The organism is Streptomyces beijiangensis, assembly GCF_017315755.1.
Lineage (GTDB): Bacteria > Actinomycetota > Actinomycetes > Streptomycetales > Streptomycetaceae > Streptomyces > Streptomyces beijiangensis.
The window spans coordinates 1-17,672 of sequence record NZ_JAFLRJ010000432.1; the positions used below are offsets into that span (position 1 = coordinate 1).

The 17,672-nt window shown below is 70.7% G+C and carries 18 protein-coding genes and 1 riboswitch; of the genes, 14 read left to right on the top strand and 4 right to left on the bottom strand.

What is annotated here, in order from left to right; all coding sequences use genetic code 11:
- Window positions 1–48: 48 nt before the first annotated feature.
- Together J0695_RS33660 and J0695_RS33665 are read right to left on the bottom strand one after the other, a co-directional pair.
- Entirely contained in the window at window positions 49–981 is a 933-nt protein-coding gene (locus tag J0695_RS33660; RefSeq protein ID WP_206968559.1) for an LLM class F420-dependent oxidoreductase, read from the bottom strand.
- Window positions 982–1,012: 31 nt separating this feature from the next.
- Window positions 1,013–1,720 carry a DUF5995 family protein gene (locus J0695_RS33665; RefSeq protein ID WP_206968560.1) on the bottom strand — a complete coding sequence of 236 codons (708 nt, stop codon included), beginning with the start codon at window positions 1,718–1,720 and terminating at the stop codon, window positions 1,013–1,015.
- 141 nt (window positions 1,721–1,861) lie between these two features.
- On the opposite strand from J0695_RS33665, the gene J0695_RS33670 reads away from it, so the two are divergent.
- Complete coding sequence (locus tag J0695_RS33670) at window positions 1,862–2,962, top strand: glycoside hydrolase family 6 protein (protein WP_206968576.1); 1,101 nt, start codon at window positions 1,862–1,864, stop codon at window positions 2,960–2,962.
- Here J0695_RS33670 and J0695_RS33675 read toward each other — a convergent pair.
- A complete protein-coding gene (locus J0695_RS33675; protein WP_206968561.1) occupies window positions 2,941–4,347 on the bottom strand; it encodes a uracil-xanthine permease family protein in 1,407 nt (468 codons plus the stop codon). The genes J0695_RS33670 and J0695_RS33675 overlap by 22 nt on opposite strands.
- Window positions 4,348–4,527: 180 nt before the next feature.
- On the opposite strand from J0695_RS33675, the gene J0695_RS33680 reads away from it, so the two are divergent.
- Both J0695_RS33680 and J0695_RS33685 read left to right on the top strand, forming a co-directional pair.
- Window positions 4,528–5,817, top strand: a complete 1,290-nt coding sequence (locus tag J0695_RS33680) for an alginate lyase family protein (protein WP_206968562.1) — start codon at window positions 4,528–4,530, stop codon at window positions 5,815–5,817.
- A gap of 76 nt (window positions 5,818–5,893) precedes the next feature.
- Window positions 5,894–6,349 (top strand): acyl-CoA thioesterase, encoded by a 456-nt coding sequence (locus J0695_RS33685; RefSeq protein WP_206968563.1) that lies wholly within the window; start codon window positions 5,894–5,896, stop codon window positions 6,347–6,349.
- Here the strand turns inward: J0695_RS33685 and J0695_RS33690 are convergent.
- On the bottom strand, window positions 6,309–7,532 hold the full coding sequence (locus J0695_RS33690) for an MFS transporter (RefSeq protein ID WP_206968564.1): 1,224 nt from the start codon (window positions 7,530–7,532) through the stop codon (window positions 6,309–6,311). The two genes, J0695_RS33685 and J0695_RS33690, sit on opposite strands and share 41 nt — an antisense overlap.
- A 99-nt stretch (window positions 7,533–7,631) precedes the next feature.
- Between J0695_RS33690 and J0695_RS33695 the strand changes: the two genes are divergently transcribed.
- The 11 genes from J0695_RS33695 to J0695_RS33745 all read left to right on the top strand — a co-directional run bounded on the left by J0695_RS33695 (window position 7,632) and on the right by J0695_RS33745 (window position 17,648).
- On the top strand, window positions 7,632–8,783 hold the full coding sequence (locus J0695_RS33695; protein ID WP_206968565.1) for an ROK family transcriptional regulator: 1,152 nt from the start codon (window positions 7,632–7,634) through the stop codon (window positions 8,781–8,783).
- Window positions 8,784–8,868: 85 nt separating this feature from the next.
- Window positions 8,869–8,999: riboswitch (FMN riboswitch) on the top strand.
- Window positions 9,000–9,160: 161 nt separating this feature from the next.
- Window positions 9,161–10,249: a bifunctional diaminohydroxyphosphoribosylaminopyrimidine deaminase/5-amino-6-(5-phosphoribosylamino)uracil reductase RibD gene (gene ribD, locus J0695_RS33700; RefSeq protein ID WP_206968566.1), complete on the top strand. Its 1,089-nt coding sequence runs from the start codon at window positions 9,161–9,163 to the stop codon at window positions 10,247–10,249.
- Between the two features lie 5 nt (window positions 10,250–10,254).
- Window positions 10,255–10,869 carry a riboflavin synthase gene (locus J0695_RS33705; RefSeq protein WP_206968567.1) on the top strand — a complete coding sequence of 205 codons (615 nt, stop codon included), beginning with the start codon at window positions 10,255–10,257 and terminating at the stop codon, window positions 10,867–10,869.
- Complete coding sequence (locus J0695_RS33710) at window positions 10,866–11,525, top strand: nicotinamide mononucleotide transporter family protein (protein WP_206968568.1); 660 nt, start codon at window positions 10,866–10,868, stop codon at window positions 11,523–11,525. The genes J0695_RS33705 and J0695_RS33710 overlap by 4 nt, the downstream gene beginning before the upstream one ends.
- Window positions 11,522–12,805 (top strand): bifunctional 3,4-dihydroxy-2-butanone-4-phosphate synthase/GTP cyclohydrolase II, encoded by a 1,284-nt coding sequence (locus tag J0695_RS33715; RefSeq protein ID WP_206968569.1) that lies wholly within the window; start codon window positions 11,522–11,524, stop codon window positions 12,803–12,805. Before J0695_RS33710 ends, J0695_RS33715 begins: the two co-directional genes overlap by 4 nt.
- Window positions 12,806–12,871: 66 nt before the next feature.
- Entirely contained in the window at window positions 12,872–13,357 is a 486-nt protein-coding gene (gene ribH / locus J0695_RS33720; protein ID WP_206968570.1) for a 6,7-dimethyl-8-ribityllumazine synthase, read from the top strand.
- Between the two features lie 35 nt (window positions 13,358–13,392).
- Window positions 13,393–13,674, top strand: coding sequence for a phosphoribosyl-ATP diphosphatase (locus J0695_RS33725; RefSeq protein WP_206968571.1), 282 nt, complete (start codon window positions 13,393–13,395; stop codon window positions 13,672–13,674).
- Between the two features lie 52 nt (window positions 13,675–13,726).
- The gene (gene hisG, locus J0695_RS33730) at window positions 13,727–14,575 is read left to right on the top strand and encodes an ATP phosphoribosyltransferase (protein WP_206968572.1); all 849 of its coding nucleotides are present in this window, start codon (window positions 13,727–13,729) and stop codon (window positions 14,573–14,575) included.
- A 21-nt stretch (window positions 14,576–14,596) separates the two neighbouring features.
- The gene (locus J0695_RS33735) at window positions 14,597–15,049 is read left to right on the top strand and encodes a PH domain-containing protein (protein ID WP_206968573.1); all 453 of its coding nucleotides are present in this window, start codon (window positions 14,597–14,599) and stop codon (window positions 15,047–15,049) included.
- A gap of 185 nt (window positions 15,050–15,234) precedes the next feature.
- Window positions 15,235–16,578 (top strand): hemolysin family protein, encoded by a 1,344-nt coding sequence (locus tag J0695_RS33740; protein WP_206968574.1) that lies wholly within the window; start codon window positions 15,235–15,237, stop codon window positions 16,576–16,578.
- On the top strand, window positions 16,575–17,648 hold the full coding sequence (locus J0695_RS33745; RefSeq protein ID WP_206968575.1) for a hemolysin family protein: 1,074 nt from the start codon (window positions 16,575–16,577) through the stop codon (window positions 17,646–17,648). The genes J0695_RS33740 and J0695_RS33745 overlap by 4 nt, the downstream gene beginning before the upstream one ends.
- The last annotated feature ends 24 nt before the right edge of the window (window positions 17,649–17,672 follow it).

Consider the following 17,672-nt stretch of genomic DNA (forward strand, 5'->3'; position numbering starts at 1 on the left):
GATTGAGGACCGGGGTCCGGGGCAGAGCCCCGGGGCGGGGGCCGATTCCTACACCCCGGCCGCACGCGCAGCCTCGTACACCTCCGCCGCCACATTCACCAGCTCCTTCGCATCCCGCATCGCGCCCTGCAGATCCAGCAGGAACTCGTCCGCGACCCCGGTCGCCGCGTGCGCCGCCAGGTCCTCCACGATCTGCGCCACACTCCCCTGGAAGGGGCGTCGGCCCTCGCCCTCGTACGGCTTCGCGCTGTAGGCCGCGTTGACCCGTACCGTCACCGCCACCGGCCGCTCCCGACCCCTCTCGCCCGCCAGGGCCTGGATCTTCTGCCATCCCGCGGTCAGCGCGCCGGGCCCCGTCGCCGCCGGCATCCAGCCGTCCGCCCGGTCGACCAGGCGCCTGGACGCCTTCGGGCTGTTCGCCGGGAGGTACACGGGGATCGGGCGGGCCGGCTTGGGCCCGACCTCGGACGGGGCGATGCTGGTGAGCGCGCCCTCGTACGCGACCGGGTCGGGACCCCAGACCGCCGCGCACACGTCGAGCAGCTCGTCGAGGACCGCACCGCGCTTCTCGAAGGGCGCCACGGACGCCGCCGCGTACTCGTCCAGGGACCAGCCCGTGCCGAGGCCCGCCACCACCCGGCCGCCGCTCGCCGCGTCCAGCGAGGCCAGGGATCTGGCCAGCTGGAAGGGCAGGTGCAGCGGGGCCACCAGGACGCTCGTGCCGAGCCGGGCCCGTTCGCTCGCCGCGGCGGCCAGCGTCAGGGTCACCAGCGGATCGGCGACCGAGCGGTACTGCTCGGGCCAGGGGAGGCCCGGAATTCCGTACAGGCCCTGGGTCGTGGGCTCGGGGAAGAGGATGCGCTCGAATACCCACAGGGATGCGTACCCGGTCTCCTCGGCGGCGCGTGCGACGAGTGGGACATCCCGTCCGATGGAGTACTGCTTCATCTGGGGGAGTCCGAGACCAAGTGCGATCGTCATGTGTGCAACCCATCTTCTTCGGCCGGAGGCGTCAGCGCAGCGGAGTCAGCAGGCAGCGCCCCACCAGGCCGACACCCGCGTCCATCCGCTCCCTGAACTCCCCGGCCAGCCCCGGGAGTTCCCGCAGGCCCCAGAGAACACGTGCGGCCGACCAGGCGGCGTCCCGCGCCCGGTCCAGGCTCCAGGAGCCGAGGAGATGGGTGAGGGGGTCGGCGATCTCCAGGAAGTCGGGTCCCGGCATCAGGTCCTCGCGGATGCGTTCCTCCAGCGAGACGAGAATGTCGCCCACGCGCTCGAACTCGTCCTCCAGCTCCGCCGGTTCGCACTCCAGCATCTGGCAGCTGTCGACGACGGCCAGCGCCAGGTCGTGCCCGATATGGGCGTTGATCCCCGCGAGGGCGAACTGCAGCGGCCGTACGCCGGGATGGCGCCGGTACTGGAAGAGCGGCTGCCAGCAGGCGGGCGGGCGGCCGCCCTCGGCCACCGCGTCGACGGCCGCGAGGTAGCGTCCGGCGAAAAGCGCGTCGAGCGCGCAGGCGGCGCGTGGGTCGGTGAAGCCGCGGCCGTCGTCGATGCGCAGGCCGATCTCCTCGGTGACGGTCAGATAGACCTGATTGAAGACAGCGACCCCGTCGGACGGCGGCCAGTCGGCCCGCAGCGCCCGCATCCGCGCCACCACCACATCGACGGCCGGTGCCAGAACGTCCGTGCGAGCTGCGAAATGTTCCGTCTGCGCCATAGCGGCACCTTGACAGCCCTAGGCTCTGCGCGTGTGCAGTCGGGGCCGAGCTTCCCCAGAACGGGGGAACGCGGTCCGGGTAAGGGGGAGTTCGAGGTGCCTGAGTTACGTGTGCGGAGCCGCGCGGCGCTGCGCAATGTCATGGCCGTCGCGGCCACCGCGGTGGTGACCGCGGGTACGGTCGCCGGTGTGCTGGCGGCGGTCCCGGGCGGCGGGGGCAGAGACTCGGCGCGACCGGAGGTGACCAGCTCCCCGGAAGTGCGGCCCCTGCCCGCACGGCCCAGCCCCGCGCCCTCATCGGCGCGTCCCTCGAAGTCCCGTAAGGCCGCGTCCCCTTCGCCGCACGCCGTGCGGCCCGCCAGTTCTGCGGCGACAGTGATCAGCGGCCCGCTCTACCGCCATTTCGACTCACAGGTGCTCGACTGGGTCGGCTCGCACCGCGACGACCCACGCCGTCCGCTCATCGAGTCGCGTATCGCAGCCCGGCCGGCCGCGGTGTGGTTCCCGCAGTACGACCCGGGCCAGGTGCGGGCCCGCGTCCGCGCGGTGACCTCCAGGGCTGCGGCGCAGGGCCGGGTGCCGGTACTCGTTCCGTACGCGATCCCCGAGCGGGACTGCGGCGGCGCCTCGGAGGGCGGCGCCCCGGATCTGGCGGCGTACGACCGCTGGATGCGGGAATTCGCCGCGGGGCTCGGCGGTGGACCGTCGATCGTGATCCTCGAACCCGATGCGATCGCGCAGTCCGACTGTCTGACGGCGGGCCGGCGGACAGCCCGCTTCGCCTCGCTGGCGCGCGCGGGCCGGGCCGTTCATGCTGCCGCCCCGAAGGCGAAGATCTATTTCGACGGCGGCAACTCCGACTGGAACCCGCCCGCCCAGCAGGCCGCCGAGCTGCGTGCCGCGGGTGCGGCGGCCAGCGGCGACGGCATCTTCACCAATGTCTCCAACTTCAACAGCACCGCCGACGAGGCCGCCTACGCACGGAGGGTGCTGGCAGCGCTCGGAGGCCCCGCACGCCTCGGAGCGGTCATCGACACGAGCCGCAACGGCAATGGCGCGGCGGCCGGTGGCGCGTGGTGCGACCCGGCGGGCCGGGCCATCGGGCAGGCGCCGACGACCCGCACCGGGCAGGCCCGTATCGACGCCTACCTGTGGGTGAAGCTGCCGGGGGAGTCCGACGGCTGCAAGGGGGCGGCCGGCACCTTCGTACCGGAGTACGCCTATGAGCTGGCGGGGGGCTGATCCTCGCCCGTCCCGCTCTTCTCGTACGAGGAGGTGCCCGAGTCGAGCAGCGGCTCCTGCTGCTTGAGGTGGGGCGGGGCGAAGGCGCGCAGTACGTGGTAGCCGGTGATGACGACGATCGTGCCGAGCGCGATGCCGCTGAGCTGGAAGTTGTCGCTGATGTTCAGCGAGACGCCGCCGACGCCGATGATGATGCCCGCAGCGGCCGGCACCAGGTTGAGCGGGTTGCGCATGTCCACCTTGGCGTTGATCCAGATCTGGGCGCCGAGCAGGCCGATCATTCCGTACAGGATGACGGTGATCCCGCCGAGGACGCCGCCCGGGATCGCGGCCACGATCGAGCCGAACTTGGGGCAGAGGCCGAAGAGGAGTGCGAAGCAGGCGGCGGCCCAGTACGCGGCGGTGGAGTAGACGCGGGTGGCCGCCATGACGCCGATGTTCTCGGAGTACGTGGTGTTGGGCGGGCCGCCGACGCCGGTGGAGAGCATCGAGGCGACGCCGTCGGCGGCGATCGCGGTGCCCAGCTTGTCGTCCAGGTTGTCGCCGGTCATCTCGCCGACGGCCTTCACATGGCCGGCGTTCTCGGCGATCAGTGCGATGACGACGGGGAGGGCGACCAGGATCGCGGACCATTCGAAGCTCGGGGCGTGGAAGGTCGGAAGCCCGATCCAGTCGGCCTTGCCGACGGCCGAGAGGTCGAGGCGCCAGTGGTCGGTGACCTGGCCGGAACCCGAGATCGAGTGGATCTTGCCGAAGACGCGGTCGAAGAACCAGGAGATGCCGTAGCCGAAGATCAGCCCGAGGAAGATCGCGATGCGGGAGAGGAAACCGCGCAGGCAGACCACGGCCAGACCGGTGAAGAGCATCACCAGCAGGGCCGTCCACTGGTCCTGCGGCCAGTACGTCGCCGCGGTCACCGGCGCCAGATTGAAGCCGATCAGCATGACGACCGCGCCGGTCACCACCGGCGGCATCGCCGCGTGGATGATCCGGGCGCCGAAGTGGTGGACGGCGAGGCCCGCGAGGAAGAGGGCCGCGCCGACGACGAAGATCGCGCCGGTGACGGTCGCGCTGGATCCGCCGGATGCCCGGATCGCCGCGGCCACGCCCACGAAGGAGAGTGAGCAGCCGAGGTAGCTGGGCACCCTGCCGCGGGTGGCGAGCAGGAAGATCATGGTCGCGACGCCGGACATCATGATCGCGAGGTTGGGGTCGAGCCCCATCAGCACGGGTGCCACGAACGACGCCCCGAACATCGCCACCACATGCTGGGCGCCGAGTCCGGCGGTGCGCGGCCAGGAGAGCCGCTCATCGGGTCGGACGACTGCTCCGGGAGCGGGGTTCTTCCCGTCGCCGTGCAAGGTCCAGCGCACGCCGAGGCCCATGGTCACTCCCGTTCGTTCTGTTCTTCAAGCAGTGAAAGATCAGCGCAATGTTAAACCGGAATAAAGAGGTCCACTCATCTCCGTGAATCGTGTGCGGAGCATTGTCAGGCGGAGCAGCTGGCCCTACGCTCGCACGGTCTTGTTCATGAACTGCGTTCACATATCTGATGGGAGCGTTCTGTGAGTGGTAGACCTCGCCGACGTCTGCAAGCCCTGGTAGCCGCGGCGGCCGCCTTTGCCGCCGTACTCGTACCGACCGCATCCTCCGCCGTCGCGGCCCCGCACCACAGGGGTTCATCGGCGCCCCGGACCCCCGTCATCGACGGCCACCGCCTCGAGCAGGCCCGCGCCCGCCTCGCGCACGGCGACCCGGCCCTGCGCACGGCGGTCACGTCGCTGACCGCGCAGGCGGACACCTGGCTCGGGCAGGGTCCGTGGACCGTGACCGACAAGCCCAAGCCTGCTCCCGGCGGGGACGTCCACGATTACCTCAGCCAGGCGCCGTACTGGTGGCCCTCCCAGCCGAAGACGGCCGACAACCCCTGGGGCTGCCCGTACGTCCAGCGCGACGGCGTACGCAACCCGGAGGTCGACACCGGCACCGACCGCCCCGACATCGGCAAGGTCTTCAACTCCACGACCACGCTCAGCCTCGCCTGGTACTACACCGGCAAGAAGAAGTACGCGGAGCAGGCGGCCGAGACCCTGCGGGCCTGGTTCGTCGACCCCGCGACCCGGATGAACCCCAATCTGAACCACGGGCAGTTCATCCCCTGCAAGTACGACGGCCGGGCCATCGGCATCATCGACTTCTCGCAGCAGTACACGAGCGTCCTCGATGCCCTGGCCATCCTGGACTCCGGCGCACCCGGCTGGACGAAGGCCGACCGCGCAGGCATGAGCAGCTGGAACAAGAGCTTCCTGGACTGGCTGGTCAACTCCGACTTCGGCAAGCAGGAGTCGGCCGCCGCGAACAACCACGGCACCTTCGCCGACATGCAGATCGCCGGTCTCGCACTCGCGACAGGCAACAAGGAGCTGGCGCGTACGAAGGTCCTCGACGCCCGCGCCAAGCTGATCGACCCGCAGATATCCGGCGACGGCAGCCAGCCCCAGGAGCTCGCCCGCACCCGCAGCTGGCATTACTCGACCTTCGATCTGGTCGCGTACACCCGGCTCGCGGCCATCGGCAAGCAGGTCGGCGTGGACCTCTGGGCGTATCAGGGGCCGCAGGGCCAGAGCCTGTTCAAGGCGGTGGACTATCTGCTGCCCGCCGCGACGGGCGAGGTGCCCTGGCCGCATCCTGAACTGGAGTTCTACCGATACGCGGCGAGCGACATCGTGCACGCCGCCGCCGACGCGGGTGACATGAAGGCGAAGGCCGCCGTACCGAAACTGCAGGCCCCGCCCAGCGGCGACCTGTGGGCGCTGCGCCCGGCGGCCGAGCAGCTCGACTCGATCGCGGGCTGAAGCCTGGCCGGTGGGGCTTCTGAGCAGCCGCTTAGGATGAGGTGATTCTCGTCTTCGCAGTTCAGGAGCCCCACCCGTGACCACCGTCGAAGCCCCGCCCGTCCTCCAGTACGGCGCACTCGTCCCCGTCTCCGTCCACTTCGACGACCTCGACGCGCTCGGTCTGCTGCACAACGCCCGCTACCCGCTCATGGTGGAACGCGCCTGGACCGCGTACTGGGAGGAGCGCGGTCTGCGCTTCGAGGGCGACTGGGCCGCCGCGGGGGACTTCTGCAACGCGGTCAAGGAACTGCGGATCAGTTACGAGGTCCCGGTCAACCGGACCGGCGAGTACGCCGTCCACCTCTGGCTGGAGCGCCTCGGGAACACCGGGCTGACCTACGGCTTCCGCTTCAGCTCGCCGGACGGGTCCCTGACGTACGCCCACGGCACCCGCGTCCTGGTCCGCCTGGACGCGGCGACCCTGCGCCCCACCCCCTGGAGCGACCTCCTCAGGTCCTTGGGCCGGGAACTGCTGCGTCCGCAGGACTGACCTTCTCCGGAGCCTGGTTCCTGGCGCCCGCGTTCCGCAGGACATTGGCCCCCGCCACCAGGCCGAAGGCCAGCAGCGTCACCAGACCGAAGGACACCACCAGCGAGGTCGCGCTCGCGATCCCGCCGATCGCCGACGGCGCGATGAGCCCCGAGGTGTACGTGATGGTGGCGACGCCCGCGATGGCCTGACTGGGGTTTCCGCCGGTACGTCCGGCCGCCGCGAACGCCAGCGGTACGACGACCGCGACGCCGAGACCGACCAGGGCGAACCCGCCCATCGCCACCACAGGGTTGGGCGCCACGACGACCAGCACCCCGCCGAGCGTCGCGAGCACCCCGCCGGCGCGCACGGTCCGTACCGCGCCGAAGCGGTCCACCACCCGGTCCCCGGCCAGCCGTGCCACCGCCATGGTGAGGGTGAACGCCGTGGTCGACGCGGCGGCCGCGCCCGCCGACGTGTCCAGGATGTCCCGCAGATAGACCGCGGACCAGTCCAGGCTGGCGCCCTCGGCGAAGACCGCGCAGAACCCGATCGCGCCGATGACCAGGGCGGACTTGGGCGGCAGGGCGAAGCGCGGCGGGGCCTCGTCGTCAGGTGTGCTGCGCAGGTCAAGTGCGCCCTGGCAGGCGATCAGCCCGAACACGGTGAGGACCGCGGCGGCTATGCAGTGGTGCAGCCGGGCGTCGCCGCCGAGGTGAGCCGCGAGGGTGCCGCCCGCCGAGCCGATCAGGGCGCCCGCGCTCCACATCCCGTGCAGGCTCGACATGATCGACCGGTCGAGACGGTTCTCGGTCTCCACGCCCAGCGCGTTCATCGCGACGTCCGACATCCCCGCCGTTGCCCCGTACACGAAGAGCGCCAGACAGAGGGTGAGCAGATTCGGGGCGAAGGCGGGCAGCGCGAGGGCGAGCGTCCACAGGGAGATCAGTACGCGCAGGGCGTTGCGTGCGCCGAGGCGGTGGGTGATCCCGGCGGAGACCGGCATCAGCAGCGCGGAGCCGAGCGCGGGGAGTGCGAGAGCCAGGCCGAGCTGGCCCGCGCTGATGCCCGCGTGCTCCTGGATCCAGGGGACGCGTGTGGCGAAACTCCCGGTGACCGCGCCGTGCACACAGAAGACGGCGGCCACGGCGTACCGGGACCGCTTCAACTGCCTCTGGCCGAAGACCACTTCACTCGCCATGTGCCCTCCCCGGGCGTCCGCTTCCCATCGTGCCGCGCCGTAAGCTATCAGAACTATCAGGAACCCTGCCTGATAAATAGTTCTGGAAGGATCCCGGCCATGCCCGCATCGCCGAGTACCGCCCGGGTCATCAATGACCGGCTCGCCCTGGATCACCTCCAGCGGCGAGGTCCCCTGACGGCGGGGCAGTTGAAGACGCTGACCGGTCTCTCCCGGCCGACCGTCGCCGATCTGGTGGAACGGCTGCAGGGATCCGGGCTGATCGAGGTCGTCGGCGAGACCGGTGCCGAGCGGCGTGGACCGAACGCGCGTCTGTACGGGATCGTCGCCTCGCTGGCCCATCTCGCCGCTCTCGACGTACGCACCCGGAGTGTCGCCGTCGTCGTGGCCGACCTCCTCGGCACCACCCTCGCCGAGGCCTCCCTGCCCATCGGCCGCGACACCGGGACCGAACCCGCCGTCGAGCGGGCGGCGGCCCTGCTGGAGCGCACCGCCCGCGAGGCGGGAGCAGCCAGGCTGCACAGCGTCGGCATCGGCGCCCCCGGCCTGATCGACCCGGCCACCGGCGAACTCCGGGGCACCACCGGCCTGCCCGCATGGCACGGCAGGCTGGTCGGCGCACTCAACGAACGCCTGACGGCCACGGTCCTCGTCGAGAACGAGACCAACCTCGCCGCCGTCGCCGAACAGCGTCTCGGAGCCGCCCGCGGCCACGACACCTTCGCCTTCCTGTGGCTGGGCCAGGGCGTCGGCGCCGCGGTCGTCCTGGACGGGAAACTGCGTCGCGGCGCGTCCGGCGGTGCGGGCGAGATCGGCTTCCTGCCGGTGCCGGGAACCGGCGGACTGCCCTCGGCCACCGGCTGCGAGGAGGGCTTCGACGCCCTGGTCAGCCGCGCCGCCCTCACGCGGCTCGCCGCGGAACACGGCATCGAGGCCCCCGCGGAGGAGGCCGTACGCGATGCCCCGGCCGCCGGGGAGCGCGGTGGGGCGTTCCTGGAGGCGCTCGCCGCCCGTATCGCCCTCGGTGTCGCATCCGTCGCCGCCGTGCTCGACCCCGGATTCGTGGTGCTCGGCGGCGAGACCGGCCACGCGGGCGGCGAAGGACTGGCCGCCCGGGTCGAGAAGCACGTCGCCGGGCTCACCCCGCTCCGTACCCGGGTACGCGCAGGAGCCCTCGGCGGCGGCGCGGTGCTCAGCGGCGCCCTGCTCACCGCACGCGACGCGGCCCAGAACGACCTCTTCGGCGGATGAACCTCGAACCCGCTGTGAGTCAGACCACAACCGGGCCCCCGTATGGCCTCCGATCAGACGTGGCACACTGGCCGTGTACCAGCAGCAGCGCACTCCGGGGTCGGTGTAATTCCGAACCGGCGGTTATAGTCCGCGACCCGTCCGCATCCAGTGGCCGGTTGACCAGGTGAAATTCCTGGACCGACGGTGAAAGTCCGGATGGGAGGCAGTGCGCGGCGGGCCGTATTCCGGTACGCCGGTGTTGATGCGTGACCGTCCGGATCCTTGTGATCCCCGGGCGATCCGTATCTTCGTCCTCGGCGTCCCCTTGTGCGATCCCGCTCTCTGTCGTCATCGACAGGCCCCGGAGTCCGTGCCCTATGAGGCAGGAGGACCCGGTGGCCACCGCAGCCGACGTGGACGCCATGTGGCGGGCTATTGAGCTCGCCGCGCGCGGACTCGGCTCCACCAGCCCCAACCCGGTCGTCGGGTGCGTCATCACCGACGCCTCGGGCGAGATCGTCGGCGAGGGCTACCACCAGCGCGCCGGCGGCCCGCACGCCGAGGTCCACGCACTGGCCGCCGCAGGCGACAGGGCGCGCGGCGCGACCGCGTACGTCACCCTGGAGCCCTGCAACCACACCGGCCGTACGGGTCCCTGCTCCCAGGCGCTCATCGACGCCGGCATCTCCCGCGTCGTCTACGCGGTCGGCGACCCGAATCCGCAGGCCACCGGCGGCGCCGACACCTTGCGCGCGGCCGGCATCAAGGCCGAGACAGGGATCCTCACGGCGGAGGCCGCCGAGGGCAACACCGTCTGGCTCACCTCGGTGCGCCTCGGCCGTCCGTACGTCACCTGGAAGTACGCCGCCACCCTCGACGGGCGCATCGCCGCCGCCGACGGGACCAGCCGCTGGATCAGCTCCGCCGAGTCCCGCGCCGACGTCCACCGGCTGCGCGCCGAGGCGGACGCGGTCGTCGTCGGATCCGGCACGGCCCGCGCGGACGACCCGCACCTCGCCGTACGCGGCATCGAGGGCGCCACCCAGCCCCTGCGCGTCGTCGTCGACACCCACGCCACCGCCGTCAAGCCCGGCGCCCGCGTTCTCGACGAAGCCGCGCCCACCCTGATCGCGGTCGCCGAGGACGCACAGACGGAACTCGCCGATGCCGAGGTGGTACGCCTCCCGCGCAGCGCCGCCGGACTCGACATCCCCGCCCTGCTCGCCGCCCTCCAGGAGCGCGGTGTGCGCCACGTACTCCTCGAAGGCGGCCCGACCCTCGCCGGAGCCTTCGTCGCCGCCGGCGCCGTCGACCGGGTCGTCGCCTACCTCGCGCCCGTACTCCTGGGCGAGGGACCCGCCGCCCTCACCGGCGCCGGAATCACCACCATCACCGAAGCGTTGCGTCTCGACGTCACCGAGACCGTCCGCATCGGAGCCGACTTTCGTATCACTGCCACACCGAACTTCCAGAAGGAGCGCTGAGCGCCGTGTTCACCGGAATCGTCGAAGAACTGGGTGAGGTCACCGCCGTCGAGAACCTCGGCGACGCGTCCCGCTTCAGCCTGCGCGGCCCTGTCGTCACCGAGGACGCCAAGCACGGCGACTCGATCGCCGTCAACGGTGTCTGTCTCACCGTCGTCGACTTCGGGGACGGCCGGTTCACGGCCGACGTGATGGCCGAGACGCTTCTGCGCTCCAGCCTCGGGGCCCTGACGGTCGGCTCCCGCGTCAACCTGGAGCGCCCGATGGCGCTCGGCGGCCGCCTCGGCGGACACCTCGTCCAGGGCCATGTCGACGGCACCGGCACGATCGTCGAGCGCAAGCCCTCCGACAACTGGGAGATCGTCAAGATCTCGCTCCCCGCGGACCTCTCCCGCTATGTCGTGGAGAAGGGCTCGATCACGGTCGACGGCGTGAGCCTGACCGTCGTCGACGCGGGCGCCGACTACTTCACCATCAGCCTCATCCCGACCACCCTCGCGCTGACCACGCTCGGCATCAAGCAGGCCGGCGACCCCGTCAACCTCGAGGTGGACGTACTCGCCAAGTACGTCGAGCGACTGCTCGGCGCGGACAGCAGCATCAGGGGGAATGCACAGTGAGCGCCGTCAGCTGGCTCAATACCGAAGCCTTCACCGTCCTCGACCAGCACATCATCTGGTCGGACATGATCGGCAACACCATCGGCCTGATAGCGCTCGCGCTCGGCTGGCGGCGTTCCATATGGACCTGGCCCGCCCAGTTCCTGTCCGGTCTGATCCTCGTCGCCGCCAACCTCTCGGTGCACCAGGCGGGCGGCGTCGGCAAGCAGATCGTCGTCATCGCCGTGGCCGTCTGGGGCTGGCAGCGCTGGAGCGGCGGCAAGCAGCAGGCGCAGGACGGCTCCGTGGCCGTACGGTTCGCCGGCTGGCGCGAGCGCGGCCTGCTCGTGCTCGGCGCGGCCGTCGGAACGCTCGCCGTCGGCAGCCTGTTCACCGCCTTCCCCTCGCTCTCCTGGAGTCCGTGGGCGGACGCGTACATCTTCGTCGGCACGGTCGTCGCGATGGTCGCCCAGGCCCGCGGCCTGGTCGAGTTCTGGTTCGCCTGGCTGCTCGTCGACCTGGTCGGCGTACCCCTCAACTTCCACAGCGGCCTCGCCTTCTCCGGCCTCATCTACGTCGTCTACGGCGCGCTCGTCCTGTGGGGCATGCGCGACTGGTGGCTCCGCTCCCGTACGAGTACGAGCAGCGAGCCCGTCCTGGAAGGAGCAGCAGCATGACTGCCCAACCCACCTGGTACTCCACCGACAACGCCGAGGACCTCTCCCTCGACCCGGTCGAGCAGGCCATCCGTGACATCGCGGCAGGCCGGCCCGTCGTGGTCGTCGACGACGAGGACCGCGAGAACGAGGGCGACCTCGTCATCGCCGCCGAGAAGGCGACGCCCGAGATCATCGCCTTCATGATGAGCGAGTGCCGCGGCCTGATCTGCGCCCCCATGGAGGGCGAGGAACTGGAGCGGCTCGACCTGCCGCAGATGGTCGCGCACAACACCGAGTCGATGCGTACCGCCTTCACGGTCTCCGTCGACGCGAGCGGCGCACACGGCGTGACCACCGGCATCTCGGCGGCCGACCGTGCCACCACCCTCCGGCTCCTGGCGGGCGGCACGGCTCAGGCGGGCGACTTCGTACGCCCCGGCCATGTCTTCCCGCTGCGCGCCAAGCCGGGCGGTGTGCTCGTACGCAACGGACACACCGAGGCCGCCGTCGACCTGGCACGCCTCGCCGGTCTGCGTCCTGCCGGTGCGATCGTCGAGATCGCGGGCGAGGACGGCGTGATGCTGCGTCTGCCCGAGCTCGTCCCGTTCGCCCGCAAGCACGGACTGACGATCATCTCCATCGAGGACCTGATCGCCTACCGCACCTCCGCCGAGCCGACCGTGCGCCGCGAGGCCACGGTCCGCCTCCCCACCGCCTTCGGCGACTTCACGGCGTACGGCTACCGCTCCACGGTCGACGGCGTCGAGCACGTCGCCCTCGTCCACGGTGAGATCGGCGACGGCGAGGACGTCCTGGTACGGGTCCACTCGGAGTGCCTGACCGGCGACATCTTCAAGTCCCAGCGCTGCGACTGCGGCCCCCAGCTGGAGGCATCCATGGCGCGCATCACCGAGGAGGGCCGCGGCGTGGTGGTCTATCTCCGCGGTCACGAGGGCCGGGGCATCGGACTGCTGTCCAAGCTGCGCGCCTACGAACTCCAGGAGCGCGGCCGCGACACCCTGGACGCCAACCTCGAACTCGGCCTGCCCGCCGACGCCCGCGACTACGGGGCGGGCGCGCAGATCCTCGAAGACCTCGGCGTACGCAGCCTGCGGCTGATGACCAACAACCCCGACAAGACCGACGCACTCCTGCGCCACGGCCTCAAGGTCAACAGCCGGGAGCCGATGCCCGTCAAGGCGGGCGAGCACAATCTCCGGTACCTGCAGACGAAGCGGGACCGGATGGGACACGACCTGCCGTGGCTGGACAAGACGTCCGCCTGCGGCAACCAGTAAGCACCCGAAAACCAGCAAGCAAGCAAGCAAGCCAGCAAGCCGGAAAGCACAGGGAGAGACAGAGACATGAGTGGCAAGGGCGCACCCGAACTCACCGTGAAGAACTGCGGCGACCTGCGCGTGGCCGTCATCGCGGCCCAGTGGCACGAAAAGATCATGGACGGCCTCGTCGACGGCGCCCTGCGCGCACTGAGCGAGCTGGGCATCGACGAGCCGACGCTCCTGCGCGTCCCTGGCAGCTTCGAACTGCCCGTCGTCGCCAAGGTCCTGGCGGGCCGCGGCTACGACGCGATCGTCGCGCTCGGCGTCATCATCCGGGGCGGCACCCCGCACTTCGAGTACGTGTCCCAGGGCGTCACCCTCGGCCTCACCCAGGTCACCGTGGAGACCGGCGTCCCGGTCGGCTTCGGCGTACTCACCTGCGACAACGAGGAGCAGGCCCTCGACCGCGCCGGCCTGCCGGGCTCGAACGAGGACAAGGGCCACGAAGCGGTCACCGCCGCCGTCGCCACCGCCACCACACTGCGCACGGTCAGCGAACCCTGGCGCTGAGTGGCAGCCCGGCACCCCGTACTCTTAGGACCATCATGGCGAACAAACCCCCCAAGAGCTTTGAAGAGCTCTTCACCGAGCTCCAGCTCAAGGCCAAGAACGGCGACCCGGCCACCTCCCGCACCGCGGAGCTGGTGGACAAGGGTGTCCATGCCATCGGCAAGAAGGTCGTCGAAGAGGCCGCCGAGGTCTGGATGGCCGCCGAGTACGAGGGCAAGGAAGCCGCCGCCGAGGAGATCTCGCAGCTGCTGTACCACGTCCAGGTGATGATGGTCGCCTGCGGGATCTCGCTCGACGACGTCTACGCCCACCTCTGAGCACACTCTCAGAACGCTCTGAACTCCCTCCGCACACAAGGAAGTTGACCCCATGCTGCGCATCGCCATTCCCAACAAGGGCTCCCTCTCAGGACCTGCGATGGCGATGCTCCATGAGGCCGGCTACCAGCAGCGCAAGGAGTCCAAGGAGCTCGTTCTCGTCGACCCCGGGAACCAGGTCGAATTCTTCTACCTGCGCCCCAAGGACATCGCGATCTATGTGTCCTCGGGCAAGCTCGACATCGGCATCACCGGCGAGGACCTCCTGATCGATTCCGGCGTCGGCGCCGAGGTCATCCTGCCGCTCGGCTTCGCCCGCTCGACCTTCCGTTTCGCCGCCAAGCCCGGCACGGTCTCCGCCGTCGCCGACCTGGCGGGCAAGACGATCGCCACCTCGTACGAGGGCATCGTCGCCAAGCACCTCGCCGAGCAGGGCGTCGACGCCGCGATCGTGCACCTCGACGGAGCCGTCGAGACGGCGATCGAGCTGGGTGTCGCCCAGGTCATCGCCGACGTCGTCGAGACCGGCACCTCACTGCGCAATGCCGGTCTCGAGGTCTTCGGCGACCCGATCATGAAGTCCGAGGCGGCTGTCATCCGCCGCACCGGCGCCGACGCGGACGACCCCAAGGTCCAGCAGTTCCTGCGCCGCCTCCAGGGAGTCCTGGTGGCACGGTCGTACGTGATGATGGACTACGACTGCCGGGTCGAGCACCTGGAGAAGGCCGTGGCCCTCACGCCCGGACTGGAGTCGCCCACGATCTCCCCCCTGCACCACGAGGGCTGGGTCGCCGTCCGCTCGATGGTCGCCGCCAAGGAGGCGCAGCGGATCATGGACGATCTCTACGACCTCGGCGCGCGCGCCATCCTCACCACCGCCATCCACGCCTGCCGCCTCTGAAGGACCAAGGACCGCCGAGCCATGCCTGCCGCTGAACTCCCCGCCCTGCCGGTCACTTTCAGGCCGACCCGCACCAGGGTCGTGCTGCTGACCGTGGGCGCGGTCATGTTCGCCGTCATCACGGTGATCTCCCTGATGCTGGAGACCCTGTCCCCGGGGTCCAGGGTCAGCTTCATCTTCACCGCGCTGATCTTCTTCGGTGTGCTCGCACTGCTCAGCCGTCCCAAGGTCGTCGCGGACGAGTCCGGCGTCACTGTCGTGAACCTCACTTCCCGGCGGACGCTCGCCTGGGCGCAGATCCTCCGGGTCAATCTGCGCCCCGGCGACGCCTGGGTCTTCCTCGACCTGAGCGACGGCACCAGCCTCCCCGCCCTCGGTATCCAGCCCGGCATCGGCAAGGCCCAGGCCATCAGGGACGCCCGTGCGCTGCGCGCGCTGGCGGAAACTCACGGCACGCACGCCGAGAACGCCTGAGCCCCTGCCCGACCCCGCCAGTTCTTGATTACTCTGGTTACCGGCGGCGCCCAGTGCGTCCCGCCCCGCACCAGAGTGACCCCCGTGGTCCGCGGGGTAGCCCTGCGACATGAGGAGTGAATCCCTCCAGCAATGGACGGATCGTCCGGTAGTACCTGCGCCGCCCCCTCCCCGGAGGCGGCGGCATGACCATCCCCCTACTGCTCCTCGGAGCAGCCTTTCTCCTGATCCTCGCCAACGGATTCTTCGTCGCGGCCGAATTCGGCCTCGTCACCGTCGACCGGCCCGACGCCGAACGCGCCGCCGCCGACGGCGACCGGCGGGCCCGTACGGTCGTGAAGGCCCTGCGGGAACTCTCCTTCCAGCTCTCCGGCACCCAGCTCGGCATCACCATCACCTCCCTGGTGGTCGGGATGCTCGCCGAGCCGGCGCTCGCCGAGCTGCTCACCGGCCCCGTCACCGCCACCGGAGTGCCCGAAGGGGCCGTCCCCGGTGTCAGCGTGGTGCTCGGGATGCTGCTCGCCTCCGCCGTGCAGATGGTGGTCGGCGAGCTCGTACCGAAGAACTGGGCGGTCTCCAAGCCGCTCCAGGTCGCCCGATTCGTCGCCGGTCCGCAGCATGTCTTCTCGTCCGCCTTCCGGCCGGTGATCGCGGCGCTGAACACCGTCGCCAACCGGCTCGTGAGGGCGCTGGGCGTCGAGCCCGCTGACGGTCTGGCCTCGGCCCGCACCCCCGGTGAACTCGTCTCCCTGGCCCGCCACTCGGCGCAGGCGGGCACCCTGGAACAGGACACCGCCGATCTCTTCGTACGGACCCTGTCGCTGGCCGGACTCACCGCGCAGCACGTCATGACACCGCGCGTGAAGGTCAGCGCCCTGCAGTCGTCGGCGACGGCCGCCGATGTCCTCAACCTCACCCGTGCCACCGGTCTCTCCCGCTTCCCGGTCTACCGGGACCGCATCGACGAGGTCGTCGGCATGGTCCATCTCAAGGACGCCCTCGCCGTACCGCCGCATGACCGCCGGCGGACCAGGGCCGGGCTGATCGCCGTGGCCCCGCTCCTGGTGCCCGAGACGCTTCCCGTGCAGCAGCTCCTGGAGCGGCTGCGCAGCGAGCAGCCGATCGCCGTCGTGGTCGACGAGTACGGCGGCACCGCAGGGGTCGTCACCCTGGAGGACATCGTCGAGGAGCTCGTCGGAGAGGTACGCGACGAGCACGACGACGAGGGCGCCGAGCGGCCCGAACTGGCCCCGGTCGCCCCCGCGGAGGACGGCTTCCCCGCCTGGGATGCCGACGGCAGCTGCCGGGTCCTGACCCTGCGCCGGATAGGGCTCGAAGTGCCCGAGGGCCCGTACGAGACCGTCGCCGGCCTCGTCGCGGACCTCCTGGGGCGCATCCCCGCCCCCGGCGACCGGGCCGAACTCCCCGGCTGGAAGCTCGTGGTCCGCCAGGTCGACCGCTACCGGGCCGAACGGGTCCGCCTGGTGCGTACCGCCGACGTCCCGACGCTCACGGAGGCCGTGCGATGAGCGCTGTCCAACTCCTCTTCGCCGTCCTGCTGGTCCTGGCCAACGGCTTCTTCGTCGGCGCCGAGTTCGCCCTCGTCTCCGTACGCCGGAGCCAGGTCGAGCCCCTCGCCGCCGAAGGGTCGGCGCGGGCCAGGCAGGTGCTGCACGGCCTGGAGAACCTGCCGCAGATGATGGCGGCCGCCCAGTTCGGCATCACGATGTGCTCGCTGACGCTGGGCGCGGTCGCCGAGCCGACCGTGGCACACCTCCTGGAACCGGTCTTCGTGGCGGCACATCTGCCCGACGGCCTCGTCCACCCGCTCGGTTACGTCATCGCCCTCGCGGTGGTCGTCTCCCTGCACCTGGTCATCGGCGAGATGGTCCCCAAGAACCTCGCCATGGCCGCCCCGGAGAAGACGGCGCTCTGGCTCAGCCCCGGCCTCGTGGGCTTCGCCCGCGTCTGCCGTCCGGTGACGGTCGCACTGGGCGCCTGCGCCCGGGTCATCCTGAAGCTCTTCCGCGTCGAGCCCAAGGACGAGGTCGAGGCGGTCTTCACCAGCGAGCAGCTCAACCGGCTGGTGGAGGACTCGGGCCAGGCCGGTCTGCTGGACTCCGAGGCACAGGAGCGGCTCGAGGACGCACTGGAACTGGGCAGCGTCCCGGTCACCGACGTCCTGATCGCCCGCGCCGACCTGATCACGGTCGACCCGTCCGTGACGCCCCGGCAGCTCGAGGAGCTGACCGTACGGACGGGGTACTCGCGTTTCCCCGTGTGCGCGGACAGCGGCGCCTTCATGGGCTATCTGCACGTCAAGGACGTGCTGGACCTGGAGGAGCGGGAGCGTGCCGTCCCCCAGCAGGTCTGGCGTCCGATGGCGACGCTGCGGGCCGAACTGCCCCTGGACGACGCCCTGACCGTGATGCGGCGTGCGGCGACGCACTTGGCGCAGGTCGCGGACGCTTCGGGGAAGGTGCTGGGTCTGGTGGCGATGGAGGACGTACTGGAAATGCTGGTGGGCGAGGTGCGCGACCCGGCGCACCGCCACGCACCGCCGGCTCCGCGCCGCGCGGAACAGGCCCTGGCGGGCTAGCCCTGCATGTCCTCAATCTCCCCC

Bases quoted from the DNA above. Each gene is read 5' to 3' on its own strand.
- J0695_RS33735 (WP_206968573.1), top strand. From the start codon at position 14,597: ATGCCTGCCGCTGAACTCCCCGCCCTGCCGGTCACTTTCAGGCCGACC.
- J0695_RS33725 (WP_206968571.1), top strand. From the start codon at position 13,393: ATGGCGAACAAACCCCCCAAGAGCTTTGAAGAGCTCTTCACCGAGCTC.
- J0695_RS33660 (WP_206968559.1), bottom strand. From the start codon at position 981: ATGACGATCGCACTTGGTCTCGGACTCCCCCAGATGAAGCAGTACTCC.
- J0695_RS33670 (WP_206968576.1), top strand. From the start codon at position 1,862: ATGGCCGTCGCGGCCACCGCGGTGGTGACCGCGGGTACGGTCGCCGGT.
- J0695_RS33665 (WP_206968560.1), bottom strand. From the start codon at position 1,720: ATGGCGCAGACGGAACATTTCGCAGCTCGCACGGACGTTCTGGCACCG.
- J0695_RS33745 (WP_206968575.1), top strand. From the start codon at position 16,575: ATGAGCGCTGTCCAACTCCTCTTCGCCGTCCTGCTGGTCCTGGCCAAC.
- J0695_RS33690 (WP_206968564.1), bottom strand. From the start codon at position 7,532: ATGGCGAGTGAAGTGGTCTTCGGCCAGAGGCAGTTGAAGCGGTCCCGG.
- hisG (WP_206968572.1), top strand. From the start codon at position 13,727: ATGCTGCGCATCGCCATTCCCAACAAGGGCTCCCTCTCAGGACCTGCG.
- J0695_RS33740 (WP_206968574.1), top strand. From the start codon at position 15,235: ATGACCATCCCCCTACTGCTCCTCGGAGCAGCCTTTCTCCTGATCCTC.
- J0695_RS33695 (WP_206968565.1), top strand. From the start codon at position 7,632: ATGCCCGCATCGCCGAGTACCGCCCGGGTCATCAATGACCGGCTCGCC.
- ribH (WP_206968570.1), top strand. From the start codon at position 12,872: ATGAGTGGCAAGGGCGCACCCGAACTCACCGTGAAGAACTGCGGCGAC.
- J0695_RS33675 (WP_206968561.1), bottom strand. From the start codon at position 4,347: ATGGGCCTCGGCGTGCGCTGGACCTTGCACGGCGACGGGAAGAACCCC.
- J0695_RS33715 (WP_206968569.1), top strand. From the start codon at position 11,522: ATGACTGCCCAACCCACCTGGTACTCCACCGACAACGCCGAGGACCTC.